Origin of the sequence: Undibacterium sp. RuTC16W (genome assembly GCF_049339445.1) — a bacterium.
Lineage (GTDB): Bacteria > Pseudomonadota > Gammaproteobacteria > Burkholderiales > Burkholderiaceae_D > Undibacterium.
This window is the reverse complement of sequence record NZ_JBMPPE010000008.1, coordinates 139227-156113: the sequence shown is the minus strand read 5'-3', so window position 1 is coordinate 156113 and position 16887 is coordinate 139227. Positions and strand designations below refer to the sequence as shown.

The window sequence follows — 16887 nt, the reverse complement described above, 5'->3', positions numbered from 1 at the left end:
TTCATTATAAACCTCCGTTCCGAGTTTGCCTTGAACCCCCTCAAGAAGGGCAAAAGGCGCGAATTGTAGTGTAGCTTTTGGGGATTGTCACTAACTGTAGTGTTTTGGTGTCGTAGCGTGATCAGGCCGTCTTGACGATTTTTTCCAGCATGTGCATGGTTCTGGCCGTTGCACCCTGATGTTGCAGGAAGAAGGCGTGCGCATTTTGCCCCATCGATGCCAGCGTTGCCGGTTGATCCAGTAAGGTCCAGGCTTGCGCAAAAAGCTGGTCTGGATTGGCGACACGTAATGCCGCCTGTGCAGTGATGGCTTGTTCGGTAATTTCAGAAAAATTAAACGTGTATGGCCCCGTCATCACCGGCTTTGCCATGGCGCAGGCCTCAATCAGATTATGACCGCCAAGGTTCACCAGACTGCCGCCGACAAAAGCTAGATCGCAAGCGGCGTAATACATGTACATCTCACCCATACTATCACCCAGAACAACGTCAACCGACGACGGCAGCGGGTTCTCGCCAGCGTCCAGGTTCATCACCGAGCGACGTACGAAGCTCAAGCCATGCTGTGTCAGCATCGCTGCGACCTGGTCAAATCGCTGCGGATGACGTGGCGTGAGGACGAGCAGGGTATTAGCTTTGCGGTGCGCGACAAACGCGTTCAGCAGTAAGTCTTCTTCGCTATCGCGGGTGCTCGCACATAAGAAAATTTGCCGGTCACCCAGCCAGTGCCGCAAGCGTGCGCCACGTTCGGCCATATGCTCCGGCGGTGTTACGTCAAACTTCATATTGCCTGTCACCTCCAACTGATTCACGCCCAGACTTTTTAAGCGCTCTGCATCGGGGCCAGATTGCGCTGCCACGCAGGTAATCGCACTGGCCGCAGGCAAGATCAGGGAAGACAGCTTCAAGGCTTTTTTTAATGATTTTTCAGAGAGCCGCGCATTGACCAAGGCGACGGGCACGCCAAATTGCTTGCATTGCGCGACCAGATTTGGCCAGACTTCGGTTTCTATCAAGGCGCACAGGGAGGGCGAATAATGACGCAAAAAGCGCTTGATCATCCAGTTGATATCGTAAGGCACAAACACCTGTGTAATCCGGGTCGAGATATCGGAAAATAGCAGTGCACCAGTGGCACGCCCTGTTGGCGTCATATGGCTGAGTATCAGATGATGCTGCGGATAGCGCAGCAGCAGTGCGCGTATCAGAGGTTCGGCAGCACGCGTCTCACCGGCAGATACCGCATGCACCCAGAGCGTTTTTTGATGGGAATAGACAGGATAAAATCCTAGGCGTTCGCTAATGTGTTGACGATAACCAGGCTCCTGGCGACCACGTATCCATAGTCTTAGCAAGACGATGGGCAGGGACAAACTCCAGACAAATGAATATAAAAGGCGCATGGCGGCAGAGTATCAGTTTCGACGAAAATTGACCAACACAATGCCGGTCAGTACCAGCGTTGCTCCCATCACAAAGCGCGGACTGACGGGATCATGCAAAAACACAACGCCCGCAGCGACACCAAATAAGGGTGTTAAAAAAGAGAATACCGATAAGCGCGATGCCAGATAGCGGCGCAGCAGCCAGAACCAGGTCAGGTAGCTGATAAATGCAATCACAACCGACTGAAATAAAAGATTGATCCAGATATGGGCATCCCAGGCCTGTAACTGCAAATCACCTTTCGCCGCCGAAAACAGAAGCAGCAATATTGCCGCACCTGTCAACTGATACAGCAAGGTCGTGGTCGGCTGTGCCTCGGATAGTTTGGAGCGACGTATCACAACCGTCGTTGCCGCCCATAAGATACCGCCTAAAACGCCCAGCGCATCGCCAATCAGCATGTCGCTGAGAGCATGCGCATCGGCTTGAAATGCGGCTGAAAAAGCAATCGCCACGCCAATAAATGCTGAGACGATACCCAGCCACTGGCTGGTTTGCATGCGCTCTGCTGGTATCAGCCAATGTAAGCCCATTACCGTAAAAATCGGTGCGGTGTACAGAAACACCGACATATGCGAAGCCGAAGTGTAGTTCAATCCGATAGAGATACACATGAACTCGACCGCGAACAACACGCCAGCGGCAATGCCAGGAAGCAGGCTGCCATCGCGTAGGGAAAATGGAATGCGGCGCACCCCTATCAAGAGCATGACGAGCATTGCAGCGATAGCAGAGCGCAGACCCAGTTGCATGCTGGAGCTGAGTACAGGCGCAGCGAGCTTAATCGCCACTTGCTGCAACCCCCAGCAAATACAGAGCACGATCATGATCGCGACAGCAAAGCCGTCAAGATTTTTACGAGTGGAAGTCATCAGAAGCGAGGAAAAACTTCCTCTTTGGAAACGAAGGCAAGGGTGGAATATACCTTAAAAAGAGGCTGTGCTGATGGCGGGCAGGTGAAATTGCTGACTTGAATTCTATTTACGTTCATAGGCGATAGTCGTCGTCTGGCCATCATGTATTGTTAGCATGCAAATCTGGAATAAGGACGAGCAGGCTTAATATGAAAAGTATGCTGCCGTAATGCGAGCTTGATAAATTGGTGGCCGCACTTTCATATGGCTCTTGTACGGTCGCAGTGACAGCCAGTGGCGCAGCACAAAATGCCTCCAAGGTTTGAATGCTCATAGATCTTGGCTTAATACCGCATGGGGTATGGCAAATGAGTTAGCCAATACTTATACAAAAAACTAAAACTAAAATATCTCACACAAAGACGTAGCAGGAGTATGTGGCTTCGTTGAGTATCGATATTAACGAGGGAGCTACTTAAAAAATAGCTAATCGATATTTCATGACACCGCTTACTCCTGTCTTTTCTCTTTGTCTCTTTATCTCTTTGTTAGGAGGTCTTGATTTTTGCGTAAGTCCTATCGATAGGACTTTTCAACTTGAAGGTTTGTTGAAATTCCCGCGTATATGCTTGCTAAGCAGCTTGTCGTTTTGCCGAAGTCCTGTTAACTTAACGACGGGACTTCGTGATACATATAAATAGTCGAAGTTGACAGATAGACTCGTTATCGCGGGAGGTCGAGTGATGTCGATAAATAACTTATGGCGCAGCTAGTCAAACTCATACTTCGTCGCCTGTATTATTTGCCTGCGTTATGTATCTTTTTTGCCGGATATGCAATGAGCACGGTGACCTACGCAGCTGAGCGCGAAGTGAATTTACTTATTGGCGATCTGATTGACGATAAAGGACAGCCTATGCCTGTGCCTCCTTTATTGTTGAAACAGCTCGATTATATTGCGCGCGAAGCACAACTGAAATTCACGCTACAGCGTTTTCCCTGGCGTCGTGCCTTGCAAAACGCTGAGAGTGGTGAGGCGCTGATATTTGGGGTATCAAAAACTTCTGCGCGGCTCAGACGGTTTCATTTCTCATCAGGTTTGTACACCAGCTATGTATTTCTAGTTACGCGTAGTGATATGCAATTTACATTGTCAACAGCCCAAGATTTAAAAGGCAAAACCTTAGGAGTCTCTGCCGGTACCGAGTTTGGCGATGAATTCGATCGGCTCAAAGATGGGTTTTTTAAAATTGAATCGGATAGTGGTTCTCCGATGTCCCGGTTTAATAAGTTGTTGCGTAAGCGGACTGATGCAACCCTGATCTCGACAAGGGGCAGCAATCCATCAGTGCTCCAGGAGAAAATTCGTCGGTTATATGAACAGTCACGTGGCGAGGATGCCCAGTTTGAGTCGGTGCAGCTCAGTGTATTGCCGAAGCCTTTGATTGCCGAGGAGATTCACTTTGCGATTCGGGCGGATAAGGACGATGGCATTATCCAGATCTTGAATCAGGTCATCTTAAAAGGGCGGAGTAGCGGCGAGTTAGATTCTCTTCCCGCAAAAAATAATTTTATTCTCCATTGAATATGCGGTAACTAATCGCTAGCGGGCGTTACTCTATTTGAGCAACTGAGTTACAGCCTGCTCCACCTCGGCCAAACTGGCAGGCTGCCCTTTATTTCCCAGGTTTACAATCTTGTCGGACCAGTTACCTTCAGTTTTCCAGCGCGGCGAATCACAATAAATTTCGACGGTCGGCGTTTCATAAGCAGCGGCGATGTGGGTTAGTCCGGTATCAACGCCAATGGCAATGCGGGCGGCTTGGGCGAGGAGGATGGCATCTTGCATGGACAGTTGCGGTAATACGGTGGCGTCGGGTATGTGGGCTGCCATCTGTTCTGCTTCTGCTTTTTCTACCGCGTTACCCCAGGGAAGCAGGATAGGCAGATTGGCTGCCTGCAAGGTCTGAGCAAGTTGTATCCAGTTTTCTCTTGCCCATTTTTTTGAGGCGCCGGCAGTACCGTGGAAGAACACGGCGTAAGGCTGATCTGGCATCCATGCCGGTCGAATTTGTGACAGGCTATACAACTGGCGCAGGCCAAAACTCGCTGGGGTGTCGACGCTATAGCCGCCGGCATGTGCGGCGACCAGACGACCGCGCAAGACGGCATGGGTGCGGGGATCGACCGCTACGCTGGCAGTGTGAAAAATGCGGGAAATACCTTCATAGCCTGATCCTTCGGTACCATTCGCGAGGCCTACTTTCTTGCCCGTTGGTGTAATTCTTGCCATGCCCATGATGATGCCGGTTTTCAGCAAACCTTGTGTATCAAGTACCAGATCGTATTCCTGAGCACGTAACTGATAGAAAAAGTCACGAATCTCCTGACGCGTCGGTTTGCTCATCAGGGTCTTGCGCCAGCGGCGTAAGGCAAACGGAAAAACCTGTTGTACACCGGGATTGAGTCTCACCAGATGCACATAGGCTTCTTCGACGACCCAGTCGATTTGAGCGTCGGGGAAGTGCCGCAGCAGATCGTGCACAATCGGCATATTGTGCAGGACATCGCCTAGCGATGAGACGCGGATGAGCAGGATTTTCACAGCAATAAGATCGTTTGTTGAGAGAGGTTTTTCATATACTCCCCCTATTTATAATAAAAATAAGCCTTTATCCGCTTATTTTTATTGGGAGTGTCAAAAATACGATGTAGGAGTATATCTTTATCCAGAGCGGAGAGATAATGCTTTCATTGACGCTCTTATTGCTGTGCAAATTTCAGTGCAGGTATCAATAAGAGCGTCGTTCGTCGTCATCGGGCGTTGCTTGTTTAGCCTTTAGCCGAGTAGTTAATATGGCAGCTGTGCATCGGGTTTTACCGCCAGGACAGCTTGTTTTAACGCTGCCTGAATACGCGCCAGTGCGGCCGGATTTTCTGCCTCGAAGCGCATCACGATCACGGGTGTCGTGTTGGATGAGCGTGCCAGGCCAAAGCCGTCCGGATATTCGACACGCAGACCATCGATGGTAATGACTTCATCGGCACCGGGGAAGTTGGCGTTCTTTTGCATCTCGGCGATGATCGCAAAATTCTCGCCTTCATTTAGCTGTAATTGCAGTTCCGGCGTGCTGTCGGATTGTGGCAGACTGTTTAATGTGGCGGTCATATCACTGACTTTGCTGAGAATTTCTAGCAAGCGGGCGCCGGCATACATGCCATCATCAAAGCCATACCAGCGATCTTTGAAGAAGACGTGTCCGCTCATTTCGCCACCGAGAGGGGAGCCGGTTTCACGCAATTTTGCTTTGACCAGCGAGTGACCTGTTTTCCACATCAGTGGTACACCGCCACGTGCTTTGACCCAGGCTGAAATATGACGCGTACATTTGACGTCATACAAAATTTGCGCGCCGGGGTTGCGGGTCAGGACGTCTTCTGCAAACAACATCAGTTGACGGTCCGGATAAATGATTTGGCCATCTTTGGTCACCACACCGAGCCTGTCGCCATCACCGTCGAATGCCAGACCGATTTCGGCATCGCTGTTTTGCAAAGCGCGGATCAGGTCTTGCAGGTTTTCCGGATGTGCGGGATCGGGATGATGGTTAGGGAAATTGCCATCGACTTCGCAGAACAATTCGCTCACTTCGCATCCCATGCCACGATACAGTTCGCCAGCGAATGCACCTGCCACGCCATTGCCGCAATCAATCGCGATCTTGATCGGGCGCGCGAGTTTGACGTCACCGATGATGCGTTGCAGATAGGCGGCCTTGATGTCGTGCGTCTGATAAGTGCCATTGCCTTGTTTGAAATCTTTATTCAAGATGGTCTGATACAAAGCCTGAATCGCATCGCCATAAATTGCTTCGCCAGCTAGTACCATTTTGAAGCCGTTGTAGTCAGGCGGATTGTGGCTGCCAGTGACCATGATGCCGGACGCAGCACCTAAGGTGTTCGTGCCGAAATACACCATCGGTGTGGCAACAATACCGAGGTCAATGACATTGACACCGGTTGCTTGCAGGCCGCTCGCCAGTGCTTTGATCAGGTCAGGGCCGGACAAACGGCCGTCGCGACCGATGATGACGGTTTGCTCGCCTTTCGCCAGCGCTGCGCTACCGAAGGCTTGACCGATGAGGTAAGCGACATCGGCGTCCAGAGTTTTACCGATAATGCCGCGGATGTCGTAGGCTTTAAAAATGCTGGGAGAGAGTAGGGACATGATGGCTTTCTATCTTTCTATTATTTTGTTGAGTCGATTCGTATTAAGTCGATTCGGTCGGTGTCTGGGCAGACAGATGATGTTGTACCTGCGCTTGCCATAAAAAATCTTCGATACCGCATTGTGGTTCGTATTCTGCCACTATTTTTAGCAAGAGAGTACGGACTTCTTCGTAGTTAAATTCTGTGCAGGCGATGTCAAGCTGCTTTAGTAAGGCGTGCAGTTCGGGCCAGGGAATTTCTTTTTCCTGCGCGCGCATAATCAGCGGGTGAGTGGTGCGCTCGACGTTGTCGCCGATCAGTAATTCCTCATAAAGCTTTTCTCCAGGACGCAAGCCAACATGATGGATTTCTATCGTGCCGTCGGGGGTCGCATCACATTTCACTTCGAGGCCGCTCAGATGCACCATCCGGCGTGCCAGATCGATGATGCGGACCGGCTCTCCCATGTCGAGCACGAAGACATCGCCGCCACCATCCGCGGTCATGGCACCCGCTTGCAACACCAGTTGTGCGGCTTCCGGGATGGTCATGAAATAACGCGTAATCTCAGGATGCGTCAGCGTGATCGGACCTCCTTGCATAATCTGCCGGCGGAACAAGGGAACCACGGAGCCGGACGAACCCAGTACATTCCCAAAGCGCACCATGCAGAATCGGGTCGACGTCTGTTTACGTGCGCAGGCTTGCAGAATCAGTTCGGCCAGACGCTTGGTCGCTCCCATGACATTGGTAGGACGAACAGCCTTGTCGGTCGAAATCAAGACAAAGTTTTTGACCTGCGCCTTGATCGCGGCTTCAGCCAGACGCAGGGTACCAAATACATTATTGCGTATGCCTTCGATTGGGTTGTGTTCTACGAGAGGCACATGCTTGTAGGCGGCGGCGTGATAGACGGTGTCGATCTGATAGGTCTGAAAAATTTTGTTTAGTTTTGCGCTGTCATGAATTGAGCCGAGAAAGGGCAGAATCTCGCAAGGTGAATTCGTTGCCGCGCACAAGCTGCTGAGTTCATGTTCAATCGCATATAGCGCATATTCGGACATGTCGAGCAGAATCAGTTGCGCCGGTTGCTGGTTCAAAATTTGACGACAGAGTTCGGAGCCGATCGATCCACCCGCACCGCTGACTAACACTTTTTTATCAGTGATGCAGGTTGCCAGCAAGCGCGGATCAGGCTCAACGGCATCGCGCCCCAGTAAATCTTCAATCCCGACTTCCCGTACGTCCTGTACTCTGAGTTCGCCATTTACCAGGCTTTTAATGGATGGCGTGACTTTGATCTTGAGCTTGTATTGTTCGAGTTCATCGAGCACTTGTTTTTGTCTTGTTTTAGAAATCGACGGCATGGCGAGCAGGATTTCTTTGATCTCGTATTGAGAAATCAATTTATGCAAGGCTTGAGCCGGGCTGACTTTAATACCGGCGATCAGAGAGCCTTGCACATTGACATTGTCGTCAATGAAGGCAACGCAGGCATATTCATCGCTGGAGCGCAAGGCAGTGGCGAGTTGCACGCCTGCTTTGCCAGCGCCATAGATGGCGACTTTGATGGCATCGTCATTCCGGTTGACGCCCAGTAGATAAGACCGCACCAGCAAACGGCTTGCACCGACATATAAAATCGCTCCCGCCCAGTAGATGCCAAACACCGCACGAGACAGTGCCATGATGTGCGTCATTACACTGACGAAAGCCAAAAATAAGACGGACATGGTGACGCCGAGCACCACGATGTAGATAATTTTTTGATCGAGATAGCGGATAACCGCACGATATAGGCCGATGCGGATGAATATGGGAATAGATACCAGCGGCACCGCGACAATTAATATCGCGTAATGCGACAATACTTCAATACTTAAGCCGTCGTAACGCAGCCAGATCGCGAGGATAAAAGTCAGAGGCAAACACACGGTATCCGCCAGTGCGGCAATGGCTTGCTTTTTCAAACGGGGTAAAGCGAGTAGAAATTGCATGCGATTTTTATTCTTATTCGAAGTAAGGAGTTTGTCCTTGCGTGTTTTTACGAGAGTTCAACTGTGTATTTATTGACTACTAAGCTAGTGGGTAACGCCATCACGCCTGACTACTTTGTAAAAAGTGAGGAACAATATTTTGATATCGAGCCAGAACGACTGATGCTGTACATAGTAGGCATCAAGTTCGACCTTGGCAGGGATAGGTAATTCGTCACGTCCGTTAATTTGCGCCCAGCCGGTCAGGCCTGGCAGGATACGGTCAACCTGACGCTCTGACCGCAGTGCAATCAAATCATCCTGATTATAAAGCGCAGGACGGGGACCGACAAAACTCATATCGCCTTTGAGTATGCTCCATAACTGCGGTAGCTCATCTAAACTCGATTTTCTGAGAAAAGAACCGATGGGAGTCAGATACTGATCCGGATTGCTGAGCAGATGGGTCGCCACCGCCGGCGTATCAATGCGCATACTGCGAAATTTTGGCATTTTAAAAATGCGATTATAGCGACCGACGCGATTAGACCAATACACGACCGGTCCCGGCGAGCTAAGCCGCACACAGATGGCCGTCAGTACGATAGGGATAAATAAGATGCTGGCGGCAATCAAGGCCAGAAAAAGATCAAATGCACGTTTCAAAAAATATCCTTCAGATTGTTCAGGCGCTGTTTGATGGTTGATGCAGTGCCGCTGCTGTTGCCTGCAAGCCTTGCTGTACCGTACAGGGTGGTGTCCATCCCAGCAAGCGCTGCGCTTTGCTGATATCGACTTGTAAAGAGCCGCATAGGCGCTCAGCGACAGACAGTTTCCCCACGATTCTGGCTGCCAGCATCAGCCCGCCCGGCGGAAACGGAAATAAGCGCGACGGCACCTGTAAAGCGTTTGCGCAGTATTGTAATAGCTGGGCCGTAGATAAGTCTTGTCCATCGGATACCAAAAATACTTCTTGCATCGCTTTCGGATGGTCGATGCAGGTCAGGATCAGACTCACCAGATTGTCCAGACAGACAAAGCTGCGTCGGTTATCCACGCTGGCGAGCGGTAAGGGAAATCCCTTTTTAACCCAGCGCAGCATACTCAAAAAATTCGCCTTCACACCCGGACCATAAACTAGCGGCGGACGAATGATGGTAATCCCCATACCCGTTTCACGACCAAGCGCCAGCAGCACTTGCTCTGCTTCATGTTTTGAGATGCCATACGCATCCTCAGGACGAGGGACGCTGTCTTCGCTAAACGGAAAACCTTTGGCAGTCGCTTCGCCGTTGACCTTCACTGAGCTGATAAAAATAAACTGCCGGACGCCTGCTGCTACAGCCTGCCGCGCCAGATTCAGCGTGGCATCAACATTCACCTCCCGAAACAAGGCCAGGGGATCGGCAGCCGTCTCGTTCATGACGTGGACACGGGCGGCGCAGTGGATGATATGAGTGATTCCTGTCAATGCGGGCTTCCACTGCGTTGCAGAGCCGATTTCTGGAATGTGCAGATAAGTATTATTGCCGGATTGTTGATTGAGGGTGTGCTGGCGGCTGACACAGACAATTTTCGATTGTTGTTGCTGCAGTTGATGCAGCACCGCTTGTCCTACAAAGCCGGTAGCTCCTGTGAGTAAAAATATTTGACTCATTAGCTACTTTGCCCAGTTGGAGGCCGATAGAGGTTTTTGTCGCTGATAAAGAAAATAGCGGCGTGATAGGAATTTCATAAAGCTACTAAAAAACCAGATGGCGTGTTGAGAGACAATATTTCTGTTTTTATGCGCCGCAAGATGAATTGCCTTGAACTGCGGATAATACAAAACTCCTTTACCTAACAACTGTTGTGAGCGGTAGCAAATATCGACATCTTCAAAATACATGAAATAGGCTTGATCAAAACCTTGTAGTGCGGCGTAATGCATTGCATCGAAGACGAGAAAAGCGCCCGATGCCCAGTCAACATGACAAGCTGAGCGCATATTTTTTTTGTCATAATTTTTTGTAATGGAACGCTTGATAGTCATTCTCAACAAAGAGAATAAGGTAGGGAAGCGACGAATATTCGCATCACTGGTCAGGTACTCCTGGTCTCTGTAGAGATTAATTGTAGCCAAAACGCATGCATCTTTTTTCATCTGCTCAATCAGCGCCAGCAGCGTCTCTGGGGCAATACTTAAATCAGGATTGAGTACGACGAAGTAATCATCCTGCTGAAAACCAGATTCCGATTTGATCTGCGCATACAAAAAATTATTATTTTCTCCGAAGCCCAGCCCGGGCATGCGATCGAAGTAGGTAACAAGATGCTCATGGCAATAGGTCTTTAAACGAGCTGAAGGCTTATTGTCCTTTACCCAAACGCGAATCCCTTCACCTGCCTGAAGCAATCCCCCTAGATTACTCGCGATGAGTAATTCTTCGTGTCCATGGCTTACGATAGCAATATGGATCATGCGGTTCTCTCCATCCACATTTCCTGATCTTTCTTATGATTATCTGATCTGTTATATGATTATTGATGCATGGCTTTACCTGGAATAGGCGCCATTTTTATTGTGTAATCCAGCCCATATTCCTTTGCACATCATTGTAAATTGTGACCAACGCTTATTTTCATAGAATAAACTGACGACAAATCGTAAAGCCAGTCCTGTCAAAAGTCTTTTTTTCCATGCAGCGGAGACATAGGGTTTTTTACAGATTAATAAAGTATTTCTGAAATAATAGTAACGCCGTAAAGCGGAATAGTGGAAGAAATTCAGCTTAAATAACCTTACCGGAGGTGCATCAGATAAAGCATGACCCATCTGCGCCTCTGTGCTGCCGAACAGGCGATAGCCTTTATCTCTCGCTCTGAAACACCACTCGGTATCAGTGTAATCAACAAACATTCCATCGTCGTAACGTAATGTGTCTAGCCATGCATCTGTTTTAATCAACATGCCAGACGTGATCAGTACATCGACCTCAACAATTTTAGTATTGTCCACGTGATTGGGCGGGAGTATTGTTTGAATTCCTTCAGCACCCTCTTTGTAAAAAGGAAAATATACTTTTTTCGTTTCCCTCCGGTCAAAGAAACTAGGGCCGATTGCCGCACAATTAATCTGGTTATTTTTTAAAAGCAGGTGCTGTGCCAGGAGAGTTTCTATCAGATTGCCGGGTGGTGCGCTATCTTGATCAAACGTGGCAACATAACTTGCGCCATTGTTGTGTGCCGCTTCAAAACCCTTATTCAGAGCATAGCCAAGACCATAATTTTTATCTAATTTGATATGCTGACAGCCTGGAAGTGCATTGAGATCTAATGCGTCGCAGCCCCCGTTATCGACGAGGTAGAGTTGCTGTACTTGCGTATGCAGCTTGTTTAATAACGCTTGCAGAACATCCACCTCAGGAAAAAAACCGACTACAACTGCGGCAATGAGGGGGGCAGATAAATCAGATTGTTCGTTGGTCATTTCGTGCGATCGATACTCAGGTCTTGAAAAGGTAGTTTTTTTAAATGTTGTTTCGCTGCCAGGTGTAACAATATCCAATCCAGACTAACCCGGAAAGTCCATGCCAGCGCTGCGCCAATTAATCCAAATTTTGCGGCAAGAATATATAGCACGGCAATGTACAAGACTAGTTCAAACAAGTGGAATTGTGCGGTCTTTTTTGTCTGACCTTGAGCATGTAAGAAGGTATGTGGTACCAAAGCAATGCCATTTAAAAAAGTTCCTGCGGTAAGTATGAGAGTGATTGGCAATGCATTTTTGGCAAAATCAGGTGACAACCAAAGACTTAACCCGGGGTAGGCGATCAATGCAGTTACGCTGCATAGCCCGAGCATGATGACAGCCATACGTTTGTAATTCTGCTGATAACTTTCTTGCAGCGCCCGATAGTCGGAGAATGTGGCAAATAATGGTAGTAGTGCACCGCAAATCGCCATAGGAACAATTAATAGCCTCATCAGACCTTCCTGAGGAATAGCATAAATCGATAATTGATCTGCGCCTACCATCGCGCTGACAAAGAACCGGTCACCAAATACCATCAGAGGACTAATAATGCTCGAAAGGGTTACCCATAATCCATACGACATCAGGCTACGCATGCGGTGTGATAGTGCATACTCTGGATCTGCTGTCGTCACTGTTGCAGCACTTTTTTGGATAAACAGATATTCACGCAATTGCAGCATGCCGCCGAAGACTACAAGCAGGCGCGCCATTGCCAGGTAGAGTGCAATTTGCCACAGGCTGGGGCCGTGCAATTTGATTGCTACTGCTGGTAAAGTGAACATGCAAAAACCAAGGAAAACGCGATTCAGGTTAGAGGCACGGAATCGCTCCATTCCCTCCATGGCGCCTCTTAAGCCGCTTGTGACGGCGGTGGGGATGACGCCTAGCGCCGCAATTTCAAACGCTATTTGCGCATTTTCTTGCAATGGTAGGCTGATTTTTAACCAGGTTTGCGCCAGATACGGTGCCAGTACAATCATGATCAGCGTGCCCAAGGTTCCCGTAGCAACAGTGAGCATCAGACCTGCTTTTAAAACTGCCGGAATCAACTTGGGTTGCGCGTTGGATCTTAGTTTGCTTATCTCATAAGTGAGCGCTCGTCCGGTTCCGAAGTCAAACAGACTGAAATAGCCGATCAATGCCCAGATAAGTGTTAATACGCCAAATGCCTCGTTGCCTAACTCTCGCAAGGTGTAGGGAGTAAAGGCCGCAGCGGCGATCAGAGGTAAGCCGTTACCAAGCAGATTCCATAAGGTATTTCGCTTTAGTGACATTGGTTATTAGTCACTTATTGATTGCGGACGGAGTTACTCGTCAGGCAGCTATCCAGTACGGCTTGCCATGTTGGCGTTTGAATAGAAAAATGCTGAGTCAGTTTCGCAGTATCAAGCAGTGAGTTATGCGGCCTGCGGGCTGGCGTTGGGTAGTCGCTTGAAGGAATACCCAGTATGTTGGGGGCGTCTTTGAGCAACATTTGACGTTGACTTGCCTGAGTAATAATTTCCTCAGTAAACCCGCACCAGCTTGTTTTGCCTGCTGGCGTCACGTGATAAAGCCCTTGGTGTTGCGCCCACCATTCGCCAGGTTTTTCGGCCTGCTGAATTTGCCGCACGATGTCTAAGGTTGTTTGCGCCAGCCAGTCAGCAGAAGTAGGGGCACCCCACTGATCGTTGACTACCTTCAGTTCAGGTCGTTCATTGGCAAGTCGTAACATGGTTAGCAAAAAATTTTTGCCAAATAAGGAATATACCCAGCTGGTGCGAAAAATCAAATGGCGGCAGCCACTTTGCAGAATTGCCTGCTCGCCAGAGAGCTTGCTCTGCCCGTAGACATTCACTGGATGAGTTGCATCCTGTTCTTTGTACGGCACCCAATTACCTGAGTCGTCTTGCTTGCTACCACTGAACACGTAGTCGGTAGAGTAGTGAATCAAGATGCAGCCCGATTTTTTCGCTTCTTCTGCCATGACGGCCGGTGACTCAGCATTAATAGCATTGGCCAGGTCTGGCTCATTTTCAGCTTTATCAACAGCGGTGTAGGCAGCTGGATTCAGAATCAGATCAGGCTGAAGATCACGTATTGCTTGCCGTACCAGCTTAGGTTGGCTCAAGTCTAGTTGATCGCGTCCGGGAGCGATGATGGTCCCCAGACCTTGTAGCTGACGTAGTAAAGCATTGCCTACTTGCCCCGTGCTGCCGGTCAATAATATCCTCATTCAAAAACCTCAGCGTCAACCAGCAATTTTCCTTGCTGATCTTTGGCCGACATCACTGGCGGGTGCAGTAACGGCCATTGAATGCCGATTGCAGGATCATCCCATTGCAGACAACGCTCGTGTTCTGGCGCCCAGTAATCGGTAGTTTTGTACAGAAACTCAGCCTCATCGCTGGTGACTAAAAAGCCATGAGCAAATCCTGGCGGTATCCACAGTTGCAAGCGATTGGCTGCGGATAAGGTAATTCCTGTCCATTGACCGAAATGTGGTGAACTTTTACGCAAATCCACTACAACATCGAATACCTCACCTGAAATGACGCGTACCAATTTACCTTGTGCTTGCCTGATCTGGTAATGCATTCCTCTGAGCACATTTTTTGTTGATCTGGAGTGGTTGTCCTGAACGAAGTCACTTCTAATGCCCGTAAGGTCGGCGAATTTTTTTGCATTAAAACTCTCATAAAAATGGCCGCGGTTATCACTGAAGACACGTGGCTCGATGATGACAACTTCAGGCAAGTTCGTTTGTATGATGTTCATATGCAAAATATTTGTTATTGTTTTAATTCAAGCAGACTGATTTTGAGCAGACTGGTCTTAAATAAATTATCGTTCGATTTAGTAACTGTTTCCGTTTAGTAATTGTAATAAATACCGTCCGTAGTCGTTCTTTTTGAGTGGTTGTGCGAGCTTTTCCAGCTGCACATCATCAATGTATCCGCGGCGATAGGCGATTTCTTCAGGGCATGCAACTTTTAATCCCTGACGCTTTTCTATGGTGGCAATGAATTGACCTGCTTCTAGCAAAGACTCATGTGTGCCAGTATCCAGCCATGCCATACCACGCCCCATTAGTTCTACACGCAACTGACCTTGCTTTAAATAGGCATTGTTGACATCGGTAATTTCTAATTCTCCTCGAGCCGATGGTTTCATGCTCGCCGCAATATCCAGTACTTGCTGATCATAAAAATATAAGCCGGTGACAGCATAATGAGATTTTGGCTTTAAGGGTTTTTCTTCAATGCTGACAGCCTGCCTGTTCTGATTGAACTCGACCACACCATATCGTTCCGGATCATGTACGTGATAGGCAAATACTGTCGCTCCGGATATTCCTTCGTCCGCGGCACGTAGCTGGCTTTCAAATTCATTACCATAATAAATATTGTCGCCGAGAATCAGCGCGGAAGGTGCGTCTCCAACAAATTCCCGTCCGATAATAAAGGCTTGGGCCAGTCCGTCCGGGTTAGGCTGAACGGCATATTGCAAACTGATTCCCCATTGGGAACCATCACCTAATAATTCTTTAAAACGTGGCGTATCCTGAGGCGTTGAAATAATCAAAATTTCACGGATACCTGCCAACATGAGGCTGGTTAGCGGGTAATAGATCATCGGCTTGTCATACACTGGCAGCAATTGCTTGGATACTGCTTGCGTTACCGGATACAACCTGGTGCCTGAGCCTCCGGCTAATATAATGCCTTTTCTGAGGCTGGTGGTTCGCATCATATAGCCTCCGTCTTATTGCTGTATTGCAAATCTACCCATTTTAAGTAATCTCCCGACTGAACCTGGTTCACCCAAACATCGTTTGCCAGATACCATTCCACAGTTTTTTTCAAGCCTGTCTCAAACGTTTCTGCTGGTTTCCAGCCAAGTTCCCGCTCAATTTTTCTGGCATCGATGGCGTAACGTCTGTCGTGTCCGGGACGGTCTGTGATGTGCCGGATCTGATCGCGGTAGCTACCATTTTTTTTGGGTTGAAGTTCATCAAGCAAGTTACAAAGGGTATGGACAACACTCAGATTGGTTTGCTCGTTCCAGCCACCGATATTATAAGTTTCGCCACTCCGCCCATCTGCCAGCACGCGGCGTATTGCAGCGCAGTGATCATTCACATATAGCCAATCGCGTACTTGCTGACCATCACCATAAACGGGCAATTCTTTACCGGCACGAGCGTTGGTAATAATGAGCGGGATTAATTTCTCCGGGAAATGGTAGGCACCGTAATTATTCGAGCAATTCGTTGTTAAGGTGGGTAGTCCATAGGTATGGTGATACGAGCGTACCAGATGATCGGATGCTGCTTTTGAAGCGGAATACGGACTGTTCGGCGCATACGGAGTCGTTTCAGAAAAGGGCGGATCTTCTGCGCTAAGTGTGCCGTAGACTTCATCAGTGGACACGTGCAAGAAGCGAAATGCTGATTTTTCTGTCGAGGGTAATTTGTGCCAATACGTTTTGGTCGCCTCCAATAAGTGGAAGGTGCCATTGATATTTGTTGTTACAAATGTGGCAGGTCCGAGAATGGAGCGATCTACATGGCTTTCTGCCGCAAAATGTAAAACAGCACGTGGCTGATGTTGCTCAAGCAACTGGGCAAATTGATCTTGGTCGTTGATGTCACCTTGTACAAAAAAGTGGCGAGGGTCGCTGCGCAAGCTTACAAGATTGTTCAGATTGCCTGCGTAAGTCAGTTTGTCATACGTGAGAACGGGCTCATCGCATTGTGCTAGCCAATCGAGTACAAAATTGGCGCCAATAAAACCTGCGCCACCAGTGACGAAAATCATGCCTGAGTTCCTTTTTGCTAAAAGCCGTCTAAAGTTAGCAATTTTACGCGACTAGGCTTGATTTTCGATTCAAGTGGAAAAATTTAC

The 16887-nt window shown here is 48.7% G+C and carries 15 protein-coding genes; 1 reads left to right on the top strand and 14 read right to left on the bottom strand.

Translation table 11 applies throughout. From position 1 onward, the window contains the following. Nucleotides 1-121 precede the first annotated feature (121 nt). Both waaA and ACO0K4_RS15880 read right to left on the bottom strand, forming a co-directional pair. Nucleotides 122-1402, bottom strand: a complete 1281-nt coding sequence (gene waaA, locus ACO0K4_RS15885) for a lipid IV(A) 3-deoxy-D-manno-octulosonic acid transferase (protein WP_422957627.1) — start codon at nt 1400-1402, stop codon at nt 122-124. 12 nt (nt 1403-1414) lie between these two features. Next, on the bottom strand, nt 1415-2320 hold the full coding sequence (locus tag ACO0K4_RS15880; protein WP_422957662.1) for a DMT family transporter: 906 nt from the start codon (nt 2318-2320) through the stop codon (nt 1415-1417). A gap of 817 nt (nt 2321-3137) precedes the next feature. On the opposite strand from ACO0K4_RS15880, the gene ACO0K4_RS15875 reads away from it, so the two are divergent. After that, entirely contained in the window at nt 3138-3884 is a 747-nt protein-coding gene (locus ACO0K4_RS15875) for a substrate-binding periplasmic protein (RefSeq protein WP_422957626.1), read from the top strand. Nucleotides 3885-3917: 33 nt separating this feature from the next. Here ACO0K4_RS15875 and waaC read toward each other — a convergent pair whose 3' ends face one another. From waaC to rfbB, 12 genes are all read right to left on the bottom strand, one after another. Further along, nucleotides 3918-4904: a lipopolysaccharide heptosyltransferase I gene (waaC, locus tag ACO0K4_RS15870; RefSeq protein ID WP_422957625.1), complete on the bottom strand. Its 987-nt coding sequence runs from the start codon at nt 4902-4904 to the stop codon at nt 3918-3920. A 246-nt stretch (nt 4905-5150) separates the two neighbouring features. Continuing rightward, on the bottom strand, nt 5151-6527 hold the full coding sequence (locus ACO0K4_RS15865; protein WP_422957624.1) for a phosphomannomutase/phosphoglucomutase: 1377 nt from the start codon (nt 6525-6527) through the stop codon (nt 5151-5153). Nucleotides 6528-6570: 43 nt separating this feature from the next. Continuing rightward, entirely contained in the window at nt 6571-8505 is a 1935-nt protein-coding gene (locus tag ACO0K4_RS15860; RefSeq protein WP_422957623.1) for a polysaccharide biosynthesis protein, read from the bottom strand. A gap of 84 nt (nt 8506-8589) precedes the next feature. Continuing rightward, nucleotides 8590-9150 carry a sugar transferase gene (locus ACO0K4_RS15855; protein WP_422957622.1) on the bottom strand — a complete coding sequence of 187 codons (561 nt, stop codon included), beginning with the start codon at nt 9148-9150 and terminating at the stop codon, nt 8590-8592. Nucleotides 9151-9169: 19 nt separating this feature from the next. Continuing rightward, nucleotides 9170-10141, bottom strand: a complete 972-nt coding sequence (locus ACO0K4_RS15850) for a UDP-glucose 4-epimerase family protein (RefSeq protein WP_422957621.1) — start codon at nt 10139-10141, stop codon at nt 9170-9172. 3 nt (nt 10142-10144) lie between these two features. After that, nucleotides 10145-10945: a glycosyltransferase gene (locus ACO0K4_RS15845; RefSeq protein ID WP_422957620.1), complete on the bottom strand. Its 801-nt coding sequence runs from the start codon at nt 10943-10945 to the stop codon at nt 10145-10147. Between the two features lie 75 nt (nt 10946-11020). Further along, complete coding sequence (locus tag ACO0K4_RS15840) at nt 11021-11953, bottom strand: glycosyltransferase family 2 protein (protein ID WP_422957619.1); 933 nt, start codon at nt 11951-11953, stop codon at nt 11021-11023. Next, entirely contained in the window at nt 11950-13275 is a 1326-nt protein-coding gene (locus ACO0K4_RS15835; RefSeq protein ID WP_422957618.1) for a flippase, read from the bottom strand. The genes ACO0K4_RS15840 and ACO0K4_RS15835 overlap by 4 nt, the downstream gene beginning before the upstream one ends. Nucleotides 13276-13289: 14 nt before the next feature. Continuing rightward, nucleotides 13290-14216, bottom strand: coding sequence for a dTDP-4-dehydrorhamnose reductase (rfbD, locus tag ACO0K4_RS15830; RefSeq protein WP_422957617.1), 927 nt, complete (start codon nt 14214-14216; stop codon nt 13290-13292). Further along, complete coding sequence (gene rfbC / locus ACO0K4_RS15825) at nt 14213-14758, bottom strand: dTDP-4-dehydrorhamnose 3,5-epimerase (RefSeq protein ID WP_422957616.1); 546 nt, start codon at nt 14756-14758, stop codon at nt 14213-14215. Before rfbC ends, rfbD begins: the two co-directional genes overlap by 4 nt. Before the next feature lie 78 nt (nt 14759-14836). Continuing rightward, the gene (gene rfbA, locus ACO0K4_RS15820; protein ID WP_422957661.1) at nt 14837-15730 is read right to left on the bottom strand and encodes a glucose-1-phosphate thymidylyltransferase RfbA; all 894 of its coding nucleotides are present in this window, start codon (nt 15728-15730) and stop codon (nt 14837-14839) included. Continuing rightward, entirely contained in the window at nt 15730-16800 is a 1071-nt protein-coding gene (gene rfbB / locus ACO0K4_RS15815) for a dTDP-glucose 4,6-dehydratase (RefSeq protein ID WP_422957615.1), read from the bottom strand. Before rfbB ends, rfbA begins: the two co-directional genes overlap by 1 nt. Nucleotides 16801-16887 lie beyond the last annotated feature (87 nt).

Bases quoted from the DNA above. Each gene is read 5' to 3' on its own strand.
- waaA (WP_422957627.1), bottom strand. From the start codon at position 1,402: ATGCGCCTTTTATATTCATTTGTCTGGAGTTTGTCCCTGCCCATCGTC.
- ACO0K4_RS15875 (WP_422957626.1), top strand. From the start codon at position 3,138: ATGAGCACGGTGACCTACGCAGCTGAGCGCGAAGTGAATTTACTTATT.
- ACO0K4_RS15865 (WP_422957624.1), bottom strand. From the start codon at position 6,527: ATGTCCCTACTCTCTCCCAGCATTTTTAAAGCCTACGACATCCGCGGC.
- ACO0K4_RS15860 (WP_422957623.1), bottom strand. From the start codon at position 8,505: ATGCAATTTCTACTCGCTTTACCCCGTTTGAAAAAGCAAGCCATTGCC.
- ACO0K4_RS15850 (WP_422957621.1), bottom strand. From the start codon at position 10,141: ATGAGTCAAATATTTTTACTCACAGGAGCTACCGGCTTTGTAGGACAA.
- ACO0K4_RS15845 (WP_422957620.1), bottom strand. From the start codon at position 10,945: ATGATCCATATTGCTATCGTAAGCCATGGACACGAAGAATTACTCATC.
- ACO0K4_RS15840 (WP_422957619.1), bottom strand. From the start codon at position 11,953: ATGACCAACGAACAATCTGATTTATCTGCCCCCCTCATTGCCGCAGTT.
- ACO0K4_RS15835 (WP_422957618.1), bottom strand. From the start codon at position 13,275: ATGTCACTAAAGCGAAATACCTTATGGAATCTGCTTGGTAACGGCTTA.
- rfbD (WP_422957617.1), bottom strand. From the start codon at position 14,216: ATGAGGATATTATTGACCGGCAGCACGGGGCAAGTAGGCAATGCTTTA.
- rfbC (WP_422957616.1), bottom strand. From the start codon at position 14,758: ATGAACATCATACAAACGAACTTGCCTGAAGTTGTCATCATCGAGCCA.
- rfbA (WP_422957661.1), bottom strand. From the start codon at position 15,730: ATGCGAACCACCAGCCTCAGAAAAGGCATTATATTAGCCGGAGGCTCA.
- rfbB (WP_422957615.1), bottom strand. From the start codon at position 16,800: ATGATTTTCGTCACTGGTGGCGCAGGTTTTATTGGCGCCAATTTTGTA.